Source organism: Occultella kanbiaonis (genome assembly GCF_009708215.1).
GTDB lineage: Bacteria > Actinomycetota > Actinomycetes > Actinomycetales > Beutenbergiaceae > Occultella > Occultella kanbiaonis.
Window position 1 is genome coordinate 3019133 of record NZ_CP046175.1, and the last position, 17375, is coordinate 3036507.

Annotated in this window: 15 protein-coding genes; 9 read left to right on the plus strand and 6 right to left on the minus strand. The window is 70.7% G+C overall.

What is annotated here, in order from left to right; all coding sequences use genetic code 11:
* Window positions 1-82: 82 nt before the first annotated feature.
* A complete protein-coding gene (gene pknB / locus GKS42_RS13905; protein WP_154794359.1) occupies window positions 83-2014 on the plus strand; it encodes a Stk1 family PASTA domain-containing Ser/Thr kinase in 1932 nt (643 codons plus the stop codon).
* Here the strand turns inward: pknB and GKS42_RS13910 are convergent.
* The 4 genes from GKS42_RS13910 to GKS42_RS13925 all read right to left on the minus strand — a co-directional run bounded on the left by GKS42_RS13910 (window position 1992) and on the right by GKS42_RS13925 (window position 6172).
* A complete protein-coding gene (locus tag GKS42_RS13910; protein WP_232847667.1) occupies window positions 1992-2639 on the minus strand; it encodes a molybdopterin-dependent oxidoreductase in 648 nt (215 codons plus the stop codon). The two genes, pknB and GKS42_RS13910, sit on opposite strands and share 23 nt — an antisense overlap.
* Before the next feature lie 3 nt (window positions 2640-2642).
* Entirely contained in the window at window positions 2643-3995 is a 1353-nt protein-coding gene (locus tag GKS42_RS13915) for a class II 3-deoxy-7-phosphoheptulonate synthase (protein ID WP_154794360.1), read from the minus strand.
* Window positions 3996-4078: 83 nt separating this feature from the next.
* A complete protein-coding gene (locus GKS42_RS13920) occupies window positions 4079-5317 on the minus strand; it encodes a pyrophosphate--fructose-6-phosphate 1-phosphotransferase (protein WP_154794361.1) in 1239 nt (412 codons plus the stop codon).
* 81 nt (window positions 5318-5398) lie between these two features.
* A complete protein-coding gene (locus GKS42_RS13925; RefSeq protein WP_154794362.1) occupies window positions 5399-6172 on the minus strand; it encodes a lysophospholipid acyltransferase family protein in 774 nt (257 codons plus the stop codon).
* A gap of 87 nt (window positions 6173-6259) precedes the next feature.
* On the opposite strand from GKS42_RS13925, the gene GKS42_RS13930 reads away from it, so the two are divergent.
* The 4 genes from GKS42_RS13930 to GKS42_RS13945 all read left to right on the plus strand — a co-directional run bounded on the left by GKS42_RS13930 (window position 6260) and on the right by GKS42_RS13945 (window position 11253).
* Window positions 6260-6811, plus strand: a complete 552-nt coding sequence (locus tag GKS42_RS13930) for a hypothetical protein (RefSeq protein ID WP_154794363.1) — start codon at window positions 6260-6262, stop codon at window positions 6809-6811.
* Window positions 6812-6926: 115 nt separating this feature from the next.
* Window positions 6927-8762 (plus strand): AMP-dependent synthetase/ligase, encoded by a 1836-nt coding sequence (locus GKS42_RS13935; protein ID WP_154794364.1) that lies wholly within the window; start codon window positions 6927-6929, stop codon window positions 8760-8762.
* Between the two features lie 99 nt (window positions 8763-8861).
* Window positions 8862-10808 carry a DEDD exonuclease domain-containing protein gene (locus GKS42_RS13940; protein WP_154794365.1) on the plus strand — a complete coding sequence of 649 codons (1947 nt, stop codon included), beginning with the start codon at window positions 8862-8864 and terminating at the stop codon, window positions 10806-10808.
* 163 nt (window positions 10809-10971) lie between these two features.
* Window positions 10972-11253 (plus strand): Lrp/AsnC family transcriptional regulator, encoded by a 282-nt coding sequence (locus GKS42_RS13945; RefSeq protein WP_154794366.1) that lies wholly within the window; start codon window positions 10972-10974, stop codon window positions 11251-11253.
* Between the two features lie 17 nt (window positions 11254-11270).
* Here the strand turns inward: GKS42_RS13945 and trpD are convergent, their stop codons facing one another.
* Window positions 11271-12344: an anthranilate phosphoribosyltransferase gene (gene trpD, locus GKS42_RS13950; RefSeq protein WP_154794367.1), complete on the minus strand. Its 1074-nt coding sequence runs from the start codon at window positions 12342-12344 to the stop codon at window positions 11271-11273.
* A 4-nt stretch (window positions 12345-12348) separates the two neighbouring features.
* Window positions 12349-12783, minus strand: coding sequence for a response regulator transcription factor (locus GKS42_RS13955; RefSeq protein ID WP_154794368.1), 435 nt, complete (start codon window positions 12781-12783; stop codon window positions 12349-12351).
* Between the two features lie 296 nt (window positions 12784-13079).
* Here GKS42_RS13955 and ctaE point away from each other — a divergent pair, with 296 nt between their 5' ends.
* Genes ctaE through qcrB form a run of 4 tightly spaced genes read left to right on the plus strand, consistent with a single transcriptional unit; the run spans window position 13080 to window position 17266 of the window.
* Window positions 13080-13718 (plus strand): aa3-type cytochrome oxidase subunit III, encoded by a 639-nt coding sequence (ctaE, locus tag GKS42_RS13960; RefSeq protein ID WP_232847668.1) that lies wholly within the window; start codon window positions 13080-13082, stop codon window positions 13716-13718.
* A gap of 49 nt (window positions 13719-13767) precedes the next feature.
* Window positions 13768-14547, plus strand: coding sequence for a cytochrome bc1 complex diheme cytochrome c subunit (gene qcrC, locus GKS42_RS13965; RefSeq protein WP_154794370.1), 780 nt, complete (start codon window positions 13768-13770; stop codon window positions 14545-14547).
* Window positions 14544-15584, plus strand: a complete 1041-nt coding sequence (gene qcrA, locus GKS42_RS13970; RefSeq protein ID WP_154794371.1) for a cytochrome bc1 complex Rieske iron-sulfur subunit — start codon at window positions 14544-14546, stop codon at window positions 15582-15584. Before qcrC ends, qcrA begins: the two co-directional genes overlap by 4 nt.
* On the plus strand, window positions 15581-17266 hold the full coding sequence (gene qcrB / locus GKS42_RS13975) for a cytochrome bc1 complex cytochrome b subunit (protein WP_154794372.1): 1686 nt from the start codon (window positions 15581-15583) through the stop codon (window positions 17264-17266). The genes qcrA and qcrB overlap by 4 nt, the downstream gene beginning before the upstream one ends.
* Window positions 17267-17375: the final 109 nt, after the last annotated feature.

Below are 17375 nucleotides of genomic sequence, written 5' to 3' on the forward strand. Positions count from 1 at the left end.
CTGTGCAGACCGTGTGTACGGTGCGGTGACACGCACGCCGCAAGCGCCGGGATCGGCGAGGTAGCACCGTAAACTCACGGCCATGGCCAGCACCCTCACCGACCCCATGATCGGCCGCCTGGTCGACGGTCGGTACGAGGTGTCCTCGCGGATCGCCCGGGGTGGCATGGCGACCGTGTACCTGGCCACCGACCGGCGCCTGGACCGGCAGGTGGCGCTGAAGATCATGCATCCGCACCTCGCCGAGGGGGTGGACGTGGCCGCGCGGTTCCGGCGGGAGGCGCGGGCCGCGGCCAGGCTCACCCACCCGGGCATCGTCGGCGTCTACGACCAGGGCAGCGAGGGCGAGCTCAACTACCTGACCCTGGAGTACGTCGACGGGCGCAACCTCCGGCGCGCGCTGCGGGCCAAGGGTGCCTTCAGCCTCGGTGAGACCCTGGACATCCTCGAGTCCATCCTGGACGCCCTGGCCGCGGCGCACCGCGCCGGCCTGGTGCACCGGGACATGAAGCCGGAGAACGTGCTGATCGCCGCCGACGGGCGCGTCAAGGTGGCCGACTTCGGCCTGGCCCGCGCCGTCACCGAGGCGACGGCGGCGAGCACCGGGAACCTGCTCGGAACCGTCGCCTACCTCTCCCCCGAGATCGTGACCTCGGGCACCGCCGATGCCCGTGCCGACGTGTACGCCGTCGGAGTGCTGTTCTACGAGATGCTCACCGGGCACCCGCCGTTCGAGGGCGAGACCCCGATCCAGGTCGCGTACAAGCACGTGCATTCCTCCATCCCGGCCGCGTCCGACGACATCCCCTGGCTGCCGCTCGAGATCGATGACCTGATCGCCACGCTGACCGCTCGCGAGGTGGGCGACCGCCCGGTCGACGCCGGCGCCGCGCTCGCGCTGGTGCGACGCACCAGGGCCACGCTCGACCCCGCGGCGCTGGCCGTGCGGGCCGACACCCCGGCCGACGAGGTCGGCGAGATCGTCGCCGACGCCCACGCGGAGTCCGACGGCGACGAGACCGTCTCGGTGAGCCGGCACACCGGCACGATCGCGCTGCCGATCGGTGCGGTCGCGGCCACCGACGCCGCCGCGGCGGAGCACCGCTCGACCCGTCGGCGCAAGCGTCGGCGCCGGCTCCGGGTGGTTGCGATCATCCTCGTGGTGCTGCTCGCGCTCGGCGCGGGCGGCTGGTGGTACCTGCGCGTCGGCCCGGGCGCCTACACCGCGGTGCCGGATGTGACCGGGACCGAGGAGGCCGCCGCCCTCGCCGAGCTCGAGGGGCACGGACTGCGCCCGGTGTCGGACTCCGCGTACCACGACGAGGTGCCCGCCGGGCAGGTCATCTCGACCGAACCGGGTCCCGGTGCGGACGTGCTGCGCGACGGCGGCGAGGTCGCCGTGCTGGTCTCCCTCGGCATCGAGATGCTCACCGTGCCCGACGTCGCCGGCTCACCGGAGGCCGAGGCGCTCGACACGCTCACCGGTGCCGGCTTCGAGGTCTCGGCCGAGGTGCGTCGGCCCTGGGACGCCGAGGTCGCCGAGGGCACCGTCATCGGGACCGACCCGGCCATCGGGGAGACGATCGCTCACAACACCCCGCTCACGCTGGTCGTCTCCGCGGGGCGCGAGCCGATCACCGTCCCGAACGTGGTCGGTGCCGACGAGGCGACGGCGGTCGATCAGTTGGAGGCCGCGGGCGCGGTCGCGCAATTGGGGCCGGCCGCGTACAGCGACTCCGTCGCTGCCGGGGACGTGATCAGTCAGTCCCTCGAGGGACCGGCGCTGCGCGGCGACGTGGTCGAGGTGATCGTCTCGCTCGGGCCGGAGTTGTTCGCGGTGCCGAACGTGGTCGGCAACCAGTACGAGGAGGCCGCGGCCACGCTCACCGCCCTCGGGTTCGAGGTCCAGCGCGAGGACGTGCTCGGGGCCTTCTTCGGCACGGTGCGCATCCAGTCGGTGCCTGCCGGCGAGATGCATCCCGCCGGCACGGTCATCGTGCTGACGGTGGTGTGACCTCGTCCCTCGCGTCCTCGGACTGATAGGCGTACCGCTCCTGCCGCCAGGCGTCCCCATGCGCGTGGTAGCCGCGCTCCTCCCAGAAGCCGAGGTCGCCGTCGTCGGGCAGCAGGTAGTTCCAGCCGCGCACCCACTTCGGGCCCTTCCACGTGTACAGGTGCGGGACCACCAGCCGCAGCGGGGCACCACGCTCGGCGGTGAGCTCCTCGCCGTCGAGGTGGGTGGCGAGCAGCGACCGGGGTGAGACGAGATCGTCGAGGCTCAGGTTCGCGGCGTAGCCGTACTCCGCGAACACCAGGACCTCACGCACCCGCGGGTCCGGCGGGGCGAGTTCGAGCAGCTCCGCGGCCCGGTAGCCCGACCAGCGCAGGTCCAGTGCCGACCAGCGGGTGGCGCAGTGCATGTCCGCGAGCTCCTCGACGAACTCCAGACCACGGATGGCGTCCAGGTCGAAGGTCTGCTCGGCGCCGCTCGCGGTGGCGCCGCCGACCGTGAACGTCCACCGGTCCGGGCGGGGCTTGGGCACCCGGCCGTAGTGCATCACCAGCGGTTCGGGCCGCCAGTACTGCCCGGGTGGCAGTGACCGCTCCAGTGGCGGGTCGGGATGGTGGGGGGTGCTCACCGGTCAGCCGCCCCGCAACATCTCCGCGACCAGGAACGCCATCTCGAGGGACTGCTGGTGGTTCAGCCGAGGGTCCACCAGCGTCTCGTACCGGCGGGCCAGGGCGAGGTCGTCGATCTCCTCGCTGCCGCCGAGCACCTCGGTCACGTCCGAGCCGGTCAGTTCCACGTGCAGGCCGCCCGGCACCGTGCCCAGGGCGGCGTGCACCTCGAAGAAGCCGCGGACCTCGTCGATCACGTCCGAGAACCGGCGGGTCTTGTAGCCGCTGGCGGACGTGAACCCGTTGCCGTGCATCGGGTCGCACACCCAGACCACGGGCCGGCCATCGGCGCGTACCCGCTCGACCAGCGCCGGGAGCAGGTCGCGGACCTTGCCCGCGCCCATCCGGGTGATGAACGTCAGGCGCCCCGCCTCGCCGTCGGGGTTGAGCTTGTCCATCAGCGCCAGCGCGTCGTCACCGGTGCTCGTCGGGCCGAGCTTCACCCCGATCGGGTTCCGGACCCGGGAGAAGTAGTCCACGTGGGCGCCGTCGAGCTGGCGGGTGCGCTCGCCGATCCAGAGGAAGTGCGCGGAGCAGTCGTAGGGCAGGCCGGTGCGGGAGTCGATCCGGGTCAACGGCCGCTCGTAGTCGAGCAGCAGGCCCTCGTGGCTGGAGAAGAAGTCCACGGTGCGCAGCGCTTCGAAGTCGGCACCGGCGGCGTGCATGAACCGGATCGCCCGGTCGATCTCGGCAGCGAACGTGTCGTACTGGGCGTAGGCACGGTTGGCCATGAACCCGCGGTTCCACTCGTGCACCCGGCGCAGGTCCGCGAACCCGCCCTGGGTGAACGCCCGGATCAGGTTCAGCGTCGTCGCGGAGTTGTGATAGGCGTCCAGGAGCCGGTTCGGGTCGGGGATCCGGGCCGACTCGCTGAACTCGAACCCGTTGATGATGTCCCCGCGGTACGCCGGCAGCGTGACGCCGTCACGGGTCTCGGCGTCCGAGCTGCGGGGCTTCGCGTACTGGCCCGCCATCCGGCCCATCTTGATGATCGGCAGGGACGCCCCGTAGGTGAGGATCACGGCCATCTGCAGGATCGTCTTGATCTTGTCCCGGATGTTGTCCGCGGTGAGCTCGTCGAACGTCTCGGCGCAGTCACCGCCCTGGAGCAGGAACGCCTCCCCGCGGGACGCGGCGCCGAGGCGCTCGCGCAGATTGTCGGCCTCACCGGCGAAGACCAGCGGCGGCACCGACGAGAGCTTCGCCGTCACGTCGGCGAGGGCCTGCGCGTCGGGCCAGCTCGGCTGCTGCTTCGCCTCCAGGTCGCGGAAGGTGTCGAGGCCGGCCAGTACCGCGGGATCAGGGAGAACACTCACGGCACCAAGGATAGGGCCCGCGCCGGGGCGACCGGACCGTGGTCCAGCCGTCGGCGCGGGCCCGGAGGCCGGGCCGGGCCGGGTCAGTGCTCGGCGGGCTCGGCGGCCACGGCGTTCTGGCCGATCTCGCCGAGCAGGGCGCCGAACCACGGCGTGGTGAGGTCGAACGCCTTGCCGCCGGCGATCCGCGGGAACGCGATGGCGGTGAGCTCGTCGTCGTTCTCCTCGTCGTGGCCGATCACGCCGGACTCACCGGCGATCGCCTTGACGACGGCCAGGTCCGTCATGAGGCGGATCAGCGCGAGGTCCTCGTCGTTCGCGCGGGCCGAGCGGGAGAAGTAGCCGCTCTTCTGGACCATGGTCTTCTCGGCGCCGATGAGGGCGGCGAACTGCTTCGCGAACCAGGCGCCCGGGTTGATGGTGTCGAGCTTGACGTGCCCGAACGGGTCGCGCTGGACCTCCTCGCCGGCAGCCTCCATCTCGGCGATGATCTCCGGCACCCCGGCGCCCTCGGACAGGAAGATGTTGACGTTGCCGATCTCGTCCATGATGCCCCGCAGGCGCTCGGCCTCGCCGGCCATGTCCAGCTTCAGCTCGGGCAGGAACACGGCGTGGACGTCCCAACGCTCCTTGGCCAGGCCCAGCGCGGGGTTCCACTCCTGCTCCGACCACCAGGACCTGTACCGCTGGGCGGCAGCCGCGGTCAGCCAGCCGCAGTGCCGGCCCATGACCTCGTGGACGATCAGCATCCGCGGGTTGGACCGGTGCTCGCCGATGATGTTCTGCGCGAAGATCGAAGCCTGCTCGGCGGCTGTGTTCGCGCCGAGTGACTGCCGGATCGGGATGATGTCGTTGTCGATCGTCTTCGGCAGGCCGACCACGGTCAGGTGGTAGCCGTTGTCCTCGAGGTAGGCCGCGAGGTCTGCCGCGGTGGTGTTCGTGTCGTCGCCGCCGATCGTGTGCAGGACGTCCACGCCGTCCTTGCGCAGCTGCTCGGCCGCGACCTGCAGCGGGTCCTGACCCTCGGTGACCAGGCCGCGCTCGACGAGGTTCTTCGCATTCGTCAGCTTCACCCGGCTGTTGCCGATCGGGGAGCCCCCGAAGTTGTCCAGGACGTCGATGTCCGCGCGCGCCCGTTCGTCGACCACCACGAACGTGCCGGTGAGCAGGCCGTGGTAGCCGTACTGGTAGGCGATGATCTCCGCGTCCGGGAGCACCTCAGTGTAGCGGCGCACGAGCCCGGCGACGGAGGCCGAGAGGCAGGGCGCGAAACCGCCCGCGGTGAGGAGTGCGATCCGGCGGATCGGCTTGGACTCGGACATGGGTGTGCCTTTCACTCGGGCGGGGCGGGACCTGCGGCGTCCATGCTACTGAGGGACGCGGCCGTCAGGGGACGTCGCCGCTCAGGCGTCCGCGGCTCCGCCCTCGGGCCCACCGGACCCCGGCCGGCCGGGCCCACCGGGCGCCGGCCGGCCACCGGGCCCGCCGGGGGCGGTCGGCGTCGGCTCGCCGCCGCGAGAGGCCATCCGCGACTTCTCGGACGCCGCGTAGCCGTCCACGTACTCCTGGCCGGACAGGCCCATGATCGCGTACATGATCTCGTCGGTGACCGTGCGCAGCACGAACCGGTCCGAGGCCATCGCGCGGTAGCGGCTGAAGTCCAGGGGTGCCCCGATCACCACGCCGACCCGGTGCCGGGACGGGATCCGCTTCCCGATCGGCTGGGCGATGTGGGAGTCCACCATCGCCACCGGGACGACCGGCGCCCCGGACTCGAGCGCGAGCCGTGCGATCCCGGTCTTGCCCCGGTACAGGCGCCCGTCGGGGCTGCGGGTGCCTTCGGGGTAGATGCCGAACAGCTCCCCCGCCTCCAGCCTGGCCAGCCCGGTCCGTAGCGCTGCCTCCACCCCGGAGCCCCCGCTGCGGTCGACCGGAATGGTGCCCACGCCACGCATGAAGGTGGCCACGACCCGGCCGCGGATGCCCCGTCCGGTGAAGTATGCGTCCTTGCCCAGGAAGACGACCGGGCGCTTGAGCAGTGCGGGCAGGAAGAAGGAGTCGATGACGGCGAGGTGGTTGCTGGCCAGGATCGCGGGCCCGGATGACGGCACGTGTTCCGTCCCGCGGATCCACGGCCGGTAGTACCACCGCAGGAACCGGCCGAGGGTCGCCATCATGAACCGATAGAACACGCGCCGGTCCCTTCCTTCGGCTCGACGCCCGCTGCCGACACGAACGGGTCGAACTCACCCTAGAGTGAAGGGATGAACGGTCCCACCTCGGGCGGAGAGCCGCGACCCGGCGACGGCGCCCGCGAGCCCAGCGACGCGGACGTCGAGGCGAGCTGGGCCGAGATCACCGCACGTCTCGGGCCGCTCGGCGAGGGGCTTACCGCGGAGGCCGCGGACCTCGAGCGGCTGAACCGGTCGGCCGAGCCCGGCCCCACCGGAGCGGCGGACGACGTCCACGACGACGGCGACGAACCGGACGACCCTCTCGACAACGATCCGGACCGGACCGAGGAGACCTCCGCCGTCGGGCCCGGACCCCGTGACTACGGCGTGGACGAGACCGAGGACGACTACGGCTACGTCCCGCCCGAGCCGGAACCGCTGGGCACCTCCGACCCGCTCGTCACGATGGCCTGGATCGGCGCCATCGGCGGGCCCGTGGCGACCGTGCTCGCCCTGATCCTGTGGGCCGGGGCGCCGCAGCTGTTCTACGTCGGCGCCCTCGTCTGCTCGCTGATCGGATGGGGCATCCTGCTCTGGCGGATGCCGAAAGATCCCTCCGACGACGATGGCGCCGTAGTCTGAGAACCTGAGTGGATCAGCGTACGATCACCGCCGATCGCCGTGCCGCTGCCCGCCGCAGCCGTCGGGCGCACGTACTCTTGAGCTAGTTTCGACCACTGCCGAAGGAGCCAGACACATGGACCAGAACGAGGCACCCCTCCTCGTCCAGACCCCGCCGGAGATGAGTACGCCGGACATCCTCGCCGACTGGGCCGCGAAGGAGCCCGGCCGAGTGCTCATCGAGGAGCTGCGCGGTTCGACGTGGCACCCGATCACGGCGCAGCAGATGCACGAGAAGGCGTCCTCCATCGCGAAGGGGCTGATCGCCGCGGGCATCGGGCCCGGGGACCGGGTCGCGGTGATGAGCCGCACCCGCGCCGAGTGGGTGCTCCTCGACTTCGGGATCTGGTACGCCGGTGCCGTCACCGTGCCGGTCTACGAGACCTCCTCGGCGGACCAGACCGCGTGGATCCTGTCCAACTCGGATACGAAGGCGATCGTCGTGGAGAACGCCGGCCACCTGGCCGTGGTCGACGAGGCCCGCGCCGAGGCACCCAGCCTGGGGCGGGCCTGGGTCATCGACGACGGCGCCCTCGACAAGCTCGCCTCGGAGGGCGCCCAGGTCTCGGACGAGGAGGTGCGGGCCCGCTACGACGCGCTCCGCCTGCACGACCTGGCCACCATCATCTACACGTCGGGCACCACCGGCCGGCCCAAGGGCGCCGAGCTGACCCACTCCAACTTCGTGGAGCTGACCCGCAACGCCGTCGGTGCGCTCGGGCCCTCGATCCTGCACGAGGCGTCGCGGACCCTGCTGTTCATGCCGCTGGCGCACGTGTTCGCGCGGTTCGTCGAGGTGCTCTGCGTGACCGCCGGTGTGCCGCAGGGGCACACCCCGGACACGAAGACGCTGATGGCGGACATCGCCACGTTCCGGCCGACCTTCATCCTGTCCGTGCCGCGCGTGTTCGAGAAGGTCTACAACAGCTCCGAGCAGAAGGCCGCCGCGGGCGGCAAGGTGAAGATCTTCCGCTGGGCGGCGAAGGTCTCCGGTGACTACTCGCGCTCGCTGGACACCGGCGGCCCCGGGCTCGGACTGAAACTGCAGCACAAGCTCGCGGACAAGCTCGTGCTGCACAAGATCCGCAACGCGCTCGGCGGCCAGGCCGAGTTCGCGATCTCCGGCGGTGCGCCACTCGGGGAGCGGCTCGGCCACTTCTTCCGTGGCGTCGGCCTGACCGTTCTCGAGGGGTACGGGCTGACCGAGACGACGGCGCCCGTGAGCGTCAACGTGCCGTCCAAGTCGGTCATCGGTACCGTCGGGCCGCCGCTGCCGGGCGTGGGCCTGAAGATCGACTCCGACGGCGAGATCCTGGCACGCGGGATCGCGGTCTTCCGCGGCTACCACGACAACGCCGAGGCCACCGCCGAGTCGTTCACCGACGACTGGTTCCACACCGGGGACCTCGGCGAGCTCACCGCCGACGGCTACCTGAAGATCACCGGCCGGAAGAAGGAGATCATCGTCACCGCCGGCGGGAAGAACGTGGTGCCGTCCCAGCTCGAGGACCGGATCCGGTCCCACCCGCTGGTGAGCCAGTGCGTGGTGGTCGGGGACCAGAAGCCGTTCATCGCGGCGCTGGTCACCCTGGACACCGAGATGCTGCCGACGTGGCTCGCCAACCACGAGGTCGGCGAGCTGTCCGTGGCGGAGGCTGCCAAGGACCCGACGGTCGTCGCCGCGATCCAGAGCGCGGTGGACCGGGCCAACTCGAAGGTCTCCCGGGCGGAGTCGATCCGGACGTTCGAGATCCTCCTCGACGACTTCACGATCGCCAACGACTACCTGACCCCGTCGCTGAAGGTGAAGCGCAACCTGGTGCTGCGCGACTTCGCGGACCGGATCGAGGCGATGTACGACAACGCCGCCAAGGCGCGTGCGGCGAACGGGGCCGGCGCCAGCGCCGACTGAGGCACGCCACCCGCCACCCACGCCGGTGTGGCCGCGTCCGGGACTCTCCCGGCGTGGCCGCACCGGCGTTGTCGGTCCCGGGCCGTAACGTTCGAACGGATGGCCGAGAACCTCCTGCACCCGCCCCGCCCCGGCCGGCGTCTCGACCTCATCGACGCCGGGCGGTCCCCGTTCCTGGCGTCCGGGCAGTCAGCGGTGCAGCTCGCCCTCGACGAGGTCGGCACGCCCCTCTACGAGGCGACGTTCGTGGTGGTGGACCTGGAGACCACCGGTGGCTCCCCCACCGCGTGCGAGATCACCGAGATCGGCGCGGTGAAGGTGCGTGGCGGCGAGGTGCTCGGCGAGTTCCAGACGCTCGTGAACCCCGGCACCGGGATCCCGCCGATGATCACCGTGCTGACCGGGATCACGAACGCCATGGTGATCGAGGCGCCGCCGATCAGCGAGGTGCTGCCCGCGTTCCTGGAGTTCGCCCGTGGCGGCGTGCTGGTGGCGCACAACGCCCGGTTCGACGTCTCCTTCCTGAAGGCGGCCTCGGCCCGGATGGACCTTGCCTGGCCGCGCCCGCAGGTGGTGGACACGGTCGCGCTGGCCCGCCGGGTGGTCACCCGGGACGAGGCGCCCAACCACAAGCTGGGCACGCTCGCGGCGCTGTTCCACGCCGAGACCACCCCGGATCACCGGGCGCTCTCCGACGCCCGCGCCACCGTCGACGTGCTGCACGCGCTGCTCGGCCGGATGAGCGGCCTCGGGGTCACCCACCTGGAGGACCTCGCCACGGCGTCCGATCCGGTACCGCACGCCCGGCGCCGCAAGTCCACCCTCGCGGACGGCCTGCCCACCGGTGCCGGCGTCTACCAGTTCCTCGGCCCCAAGAACGAGGTCCTCTACGTCGGGACCGCCGTCAACATCAAGCGGCGGGTGCGCAGCTACTTCACCGCCGCCGAGAAGCGGGCCCGGATCGGGGAGATGGTGGACCTGGCCACCGGGGTCCGCCCGATCCCCTGCGCCACCCCGCTCGAGGCGAGCGTGCGCGAGCTGCGCCTGATCGCCGAGCACAAGCCGCCGTACAACCGGCGCTCCCGCGCCCCCGAGCGACGCCCCTGGATCCGGCTCACCGACGAGGCGCACCCCCGGCTGTCCATCGTGCGGTCGGTTCCCAGCACGGCCCGGGAGCGGGCGATCGGCCCGTTCGCGTCCCGGCGCGGCGCCGAGCAGGCGATGGAGGCGATCCTGGCGACCGTGCCGCTGCGGCAGTGCAGCACGCGCCTGCCGCGGACTCCGGCCCCGGCCGCCTCCGCCTGCGTGCTGGCCGAGCTGGGGCGGTGCAGTGCGCCGTGCGTGGCACCGGCCGACGGGGTGGCGATGCTCGGGCTACCGGGAGTGGGAGGGCCGCAGATCCGCGGAGCGCTGCCCCCGTACGAGGACACCGTGGCGGCGGCCGAGGCGATCATGCACGGCGACGCGGCCCCGGTGGTGGCCGCGCTGCGGCGCTCGATCAGCCACCTGAGTCTGCAGCAGCGGTACGAGGAGGCGGCCGTGCACCGGGACCGGCTGCTGGCGTTCCTGCGCGGCGCGGCGCGCACCCAGCGGCTGGCCCCGATCCAACGGGCCCGGCAGATCGTGGCGGCCCGGGCCCACGCCGAGGGCGGCTGGGAGATCGTCGTGGTGCGTCACGGGCGGCTCGCGGCCACCGCGATCAGCCCGCGGGACGTGAGCCCGTACCTGACCATCTCCGCCCTCGTCGCCGGCGGCGAGCAGGTGCCCGAGCCGGACGTCACCGGCGGTGCGGCCACGGCCGAGGAGACCGAACTGGTCACGGGCTGGCTGGAGCGGGACGGCACCCGGCTGATCGAGTTCGACGCGGCCGGCGCGCAGGGCTGGGCCATGCCTGTCGGCGGCGCGACGGCGCACCTGCGTGAGCTGGAGGCGGCGCAGGCCCGGGACACCGAGCGGGCCGCGCTCGGCCGCCGCGCCGGCGAGATCCCCGTCGTCCCGGCGTCCGACCGTCCGGACCTGCGTGGTGACGCGGTACTTGGCGCCTGAATCAGTCCGGCAGCACCTCCTGCCTCGGGCACGGGGAACTTTGTCACGGCGTGACGTCCTGCCTCACGGCGTGGGACCTGTCGGCGGCCTCTGCCGGCGCGCCGACCGGGGTCGGCGCGGCATGATGGATCCGTACCCGTAGCTGCCCACCCACGGAGGACCCATGATCACCGCGATCGTCCTGATCGACGCCGACGCCGCCCGCATCCCCGAGGTCGCCAAGGAGGTCGCGGACATCGACGGAGTCAGCGAGGCGTACTCGGTCACCGGGGACATCGACCTCGTGGCCATGGTCCGTGTCCGCCGGCACGAGGAACTCGCCGGCGTCATCGCGGACAGGATCAGCAAGGTCGAGGGTGTGCTCCGCACGCAGTCCTACATCGCGTTCCAGACCTACTCCGGCCACGACCTCGAGGCCGCCTTCGACCTCGGCCTCGCGGACTGACGCGCCACCCGCCCGGCTCAGGCGTTGCTGACGGCGATCCAGCGCTCGAGGACAGCGGCGGCGGCGCCGTCGTCGATGGACGCGGCGCCGAGGGCCAGGCCGGCGCCGAGCCGATCGAGGAGGTCTCCGTCGCCGGTCCCGGGCCTGCTGCCGTCCGCGACGAGAGCGGCGGCCGCGTTCAGCAGCACCGCGTCCCGGACCGCGCCGGTGCGTCCGGCGAGCAGGTCACGTGCCACACCCGCGTTGAAGGTCGCATCTGCGCCGCGGATGTCCTCGATCGTGGCCCGGGACATCCCGAACGCCGCGACCGGGTCGACGACGTGCTCGCGCACCACACCACCGGTGGCAGCGGTGACCTCCCAGACCGTGGCGGGCGCCGTCGTCGCCAGTTCGTCGAGGCCATCCGCACTGCGGAACACGAGCGTGCTGGTGCCCCGCTCGGCGAACACGCCGGCCATGATCGGGGCCATCCGGGCGTTGCCGACCCCGATCGCGCCGGCGCGCGGCCGAGCCGGGTTCGTCAACGGACCGAGCACGTTGAACGCCGTCGGGATGCCGAGGTCCCGCCGGGCGACCGCTGCGTGCCGCATCGCCGGGTGGTAGTGGTTCGCGAACAGGAACGTGATGCCGGCCTCGGCGACGACCCGGGACGCCGCCGGTGGGTCGAGGTCGAGCCGGACCCCGAGCGCCTCGAGCACGTCCGCCGAGCCACTCGCCGACGATGACGCGCGGTTGCCGTGCTTGACGACCCGGACGCCGGCGCCGGCGGCGACGATCGCCGCCATGGTCGAGATATTGACGCTGCGGTGCCGGTCCCCGCCGGTCCCGACGATGTCGACGGCGTCCCCGGGCACCTCGATGCGGACGGCGTGGGAGATCATCGAGTCCGCGAGGCCCCGCACCTCGGGCACCGTCTCCCCCTTGGCAGCGAGGGCGACGAGGAACCCGGCGAGTGTGGCCGGTGAGGTGTTCCCGGACATCACCTCGTCCATCGCCCAGGACGTCTCCGCGGCGGACAGGTCGGACCCGCCGAGCAGCCGCACGATCAGGTCCGGCCAACTGCGGGCCTCGTCGGCGGTGGCGGCGGTCATCGACTCAGTGTGCGAGGCGCGCCCGGAGCACGTCCGCGACCGACTCCTGCAACTCCAGCGGGTCGAGCGGGTAGCTGACCACCGCGTCCGCCTCGGACCAGGACGCGAGCCAGGCGTCCTGCGACCGGGCGATGAGCACCATGATCGGCGGGCACTTGTAGATCTCCGACTTCAGCGTGCGGCACAGACCCAGGCCACCGTGCTTGGCCGCCTCGCCATCGAGGACGAGGAGGTCGTAGGCGTTGTTCTCCACGTGCTCGATCACCGCGGCCGGCGTCGCGGCGTCGGTCCAGGCGATCTTCGGGGTGTCGATCGACGCGCGGCGGCCGACGCCGACCTTCACCGCGTCCCGGGTCGTGTAGTCGTCGCTGTAGAGCAGGACCGACACGGTCTCCTGCTTCTGCGGTGCGGGCGCGGCCTCGTGCGGCGCAGCGGTCATCGTGGTCCTCCAGATCGAGAAGCGGCGCGGATCCCACCGCCGCCGAAGTCCTGCCGAACATGCTAGTCGTCCCCCACCTCCGGCGGCGCCACCGGTGCCGCGCGGCGACCCCGGCGGCGCCCTCCGCGAAGCACCACGGGACCCACCCCTGGGACGTGACGCCACCAGCACTTTTGTCAGTACCCGCCTAGGTTTCCATGCCCTCCGAAGTCACTTTGGGGCATCATCGTGCGGCAAAGTCGCATCCGGGCGTGCCGGAGGCTCCACGCGGTTGCCATTCGCGCCATAATGACATCGTGTCGTCTGCAACCACTGAGCTCAGCACCCCCCACCTGTCGGTGAATCGGCCCAACCTCGCGCAGGTGGGCACGATCGTCTGGCTGTCCAGCGAACTGATGTTCTTCGCGGGTCTCTTCGCGATGTACTTCACGCACCGCTCGGTCGCCGGACCCGAAGTGTGGGCCGAGGGTGCCGGCCAGCTGAACCTCCTGTTCTCCGGCGCCAACACCTTGGTGCTGGTGCTCAGTTCGGTCACCTGCCAGATGGGCGTGATCGCCGCCGAGCGGCTCCAGGCACGCCGGTCCGCGGGCGTGTTCGTGTTCTGGAAGTGGGGCATGAACGAGTGGTTCATCCTCACCTACCTGATGGGCGCGTTCTTCGTCGCCGGCCAGATCTTCGAGTACGCCGAGCTCGCCCAGCACGGACTCACGTTCCAGAACTCGACGTACGGCTCGGTCTTCTACCTCACGACCGGCTTCCACGGCCTGCACGTCATCGGCGGGCTGATCGCGTTCCTGTTCGTGTTGCTGCGGTCATTCTCCGCGAAGCGGTTCGGGGAGCACGAGGCCACGACGGCCATCGTCGTCTCCTACTACTGGCACTTCGTCGACGCCGTCTGGATCGCGCTGTTCTTCACCATCTACTTCCTGCAATAGCGGCTCTCCCGAAACCACCCATACCTGACGTAGCGAAGGATCTGACGAAGTGAAGGCATTAGCGGCCAGCAGACGGCACCGGTTGGCGCCGGTCATCCTGATGACCCTGGCGTTGTTCCTCACCGGCGCGGTCTACGCCGCTCTCGCCCCGAGTTCGGCGCAGGCGAACAGTGCGTCCCCCGATGACATCGAAGAGGGTCGCCGGCTGTTCATCACGAACTGCTCCACCTGCCACGGCATGGACGCCGAGGGTTCGGACACGGTGCCCTCGCTGATCGGCGTCGGTGCGGCGTCGGTGCACTTCCAGGTCATCACCGGCCGGATGCCGATGGACGCGGACTCCCCGCAGGCCGGCGCGAAGCCGCCACAGTTCAACGACGAGCAGGCCCGGCAGATCGCCGCCTACATCGCCACCCTCGGCCCCGGCCCGGGCATTCCCGGTGAGGACGTCGTCGACCCCGAGCTCGGCAACGCGGCGGAGGGCATGCAACTCTTCCGGACCAACTGCGCGATGTGCCACAACTTCGTCGGTGCCGGTGGCGCCCTCAGCAACGGCAAGTACGCGCCGGCACTGGACGAGAGCACGCCCATCGAGATCTACGAGGCCATGATCACCGGCCCGCAGTCGATGCCCGTGTTCAACAACGCGAACCTCAACGAAGAGGACAAGCGCAACATCATCGCCTACCTGATGGCCCAGCGGGAGCCCAACCCCGGTGGCTTCAGCCTCGGCTCGCTCGGCTCCGTGTCCGAGGGCGTCTGGGCGTTCCTCGTCGGATTCGGCCTCCTGATCGGGGCCGCAGTGTGGATCGGAGCGCGCTCCTCATGAGTATCGAGCAGTCCGACCACTCCACCGAGCTCACCGAGCACCCGGACAAGTTCCCGAACCCGGGACTGCCCCCGCACCGGCCTCGCCTCGGCGATGAGGACCCGAAGGCCGCGAAGCGCTCAGAGCGTCTCGTCCTCCTCCTGTTCACCGTCTCCGTGCTGGCCAGCATCGCCGCCATCGTCGGCTACTTCGCCATCCCGGTCGACGCAGAGAGCGGCAGCGTCGGCAACACCCGCCTGTCGACCCTGATCATCGGGCTCGGACTCGGGCTCGGCATGCTCGGCATCGGGACCGCCGCGATCCACTGGGCCAAGTCGCTCATGAACGACCATGACAAGGTCGAGGAGCGGCACGAGATCGCCGGAGACGCGCAGACGCGGAGCACGGCGATCGAGATGTTCAACGAGGGCGCCAAGGACACCGACATCGCCCGCCGCCCGCTCATCAAGGGCGCCCTGGGTGGTGCCCTCGCCCTCGCGCCGCTGCCGTTCCTGGTGCCGCTGATCGGCAACCTCGGTGGTGACTGGGACATCTCGAGGTTCAAGCGGACCGCGTGGGCGCCCGCTGCCAACGGCGACCGCATCTACCTCGCCACGGACCCGACCAACCGCCGCATCAAGGCCTCCGACGTGACCATCGGGAGCCTCTTCCACGTGATGCCGTGGAATCTGCCGGAGCACCCGGACTACCTGGACGAGAAGGCCAAGGCCGTCGTCCTCCTGGTCCGCGTGGACCCGCAGGACCTGAAGGAGACCGAGGAGCGCGCCAGCTGGTCCTATGACGGCATCGTGGCGTACTCGAAGATCTGCACGCACGTCGGCTGCCCCGTGGCGCTGTACGAGCGTGAGACCCACCACCTGCTCTGCCCGTGCCACCAGTCCACGTTCGATGTGACCGACGAGGCCAAGGTGGTCTTCGGACCCGCGGGGCGGGCACTGCCCCAGTTGCCGATCGACGTCGACGAGAACGGCTACCTGGTGGCGCAGCGTGACTTCGACGAACCCGTCGGCCCGAGTTTCTGGGAGCGTGAACGATGACCACCGACCTGGCCTCCGGCCCCAAGGTGGACCCGAAGATCGCCGCAACGGCGGACTTCCTCGACACCCGTCTCGGCATCTCCAAGATGTTCAAGGGACTGGGCCGCAAGCTCTTCCCCGACCACTGGTCGTTCCTGCTCGGTGAGATCGCGCTGTACAGCTTCATCGTGCTGATCATCTCGGGCACGTTCCTCACGATGTTCTTCGTGCCGAGCATGAACGAGATCCACTACCCGCACGACGCCCTCCCGGTGACGATGCAGGGCCAGCCGATGTCCGAGGCGTTCGCATCCACGCTGAACCTCTCGTTCCATGTGCGTGGCGGCCTCTTCATGCGCCAGCTGCACCACTGGTCCGCGCTGATCTTCGTCGGCGCCATGGTGATCCACATGCTCCGCATCCTGTTCACGGGTGCGTTCCGCAAGCCACGGGAACTGAACTACCTGGTCGGCTTCCTGATGCTGATCACGAGCCTGCTGGCCGGCCTCACCGGCTACTCGCTCCCGGACGACGTGCTCTCCGGCAACGGCCTGCGCATCACCGACGGTGTGGTCCGGTCCATCCCGATCATCGGCTCCTACCTGAGCTTCATGGTGTTCGGCGGCGAGTTCCCGGGCATGGACGTCATCCCGCGCATGTATGCCCTGCACATCCTGTTCATCCCCGGGCTGATCCTCGCGCTCGTGGCCGTGCACCTGTTCCTGGTGTTCTGGCACAAGCACACCCAGTACCCGGGCCCCGGTCGCACGGACAAGAACGTGGTCGGCTTCCCGCTGTTCCCGATCTACGTGGCCAAGGCCGGCGGCTTCTTCTTCATCGTGTTCGGCATCCTCGGCCTCATGGGCGCGACGATGAGCATCAACAACGTCTGGAACTACGGCCCGTTCGACCCCGCCCTGGTGGGCGCCGGTGCCCAGCCGGACTGGTACATGCTCTTCCTCGAGGGGTCGCTGCGGCTGATGCCCGGCTGGGAGGTGGTCATCGGCGGCTTCACACTCTCGCTCAACGTCCTGATCCCGGCCGTGGTGGTGCCCGGCCTGCTCTTCACGATCCTCGGGGCGTACCCGTTCATCCACAACCTCGTCACCAAGGACACCGGCGAGCACCACGTGCTCGACCGGCCGCGCAACGCACCGACGCGCACCGCCATCATCGTGGCCGTGCTCAGCGCGTTCTTCGTGCTTCTCGGGGCCGGTTCGAACGACCTCATCGCCACGCACTTCAGCCTGTCCCTGAATGCGATCACGTGGGCGTTCCGGGTGCTGTTCTTCGTCCTCCCGGTGGTCGCGTTCATCGTGACGAAGCGAGTCTGCTTCGGTCTGCAGCGCAAGGACCGCGAACTGGTCCTGCACGGCCACGAGACCGGCCGCGTGGTCCGGTTCGCCTCCGGCGAGTACGCGGAGGTGCACCAGCCCCTGGACGAGTTCGAGCGGTGGGTGCTGGTCGGCCCGCAGCGGGAGCGTCCCCTCGAGATCGAGCCCGCCGAGGACGCCAACGGCGTCCGTCGCCCAGGGCACGCCAAGGAGCTGCGCCGGCAGAAGCTCTCCCGCTTCTTCTACGAGGACCGGGTCGAGCCCGTCACCCCAGCCGAACTGGCCGCGGCGCACGCCACCGGCGCGCACGACGAACTGCCCGCGTCCGAGGGTCGGGACGTCCACGAGCTCGAAGCGCGTAGCCACTGACCTTCGGGATACGGTGGAGGAGACCCGCCGCTCGACGACGGGTCTGATGCTGACAACGTCCCGCGGCCCCTTCCCGGGGCCGCGGTGATAAACCGCGGCACGGAATCAC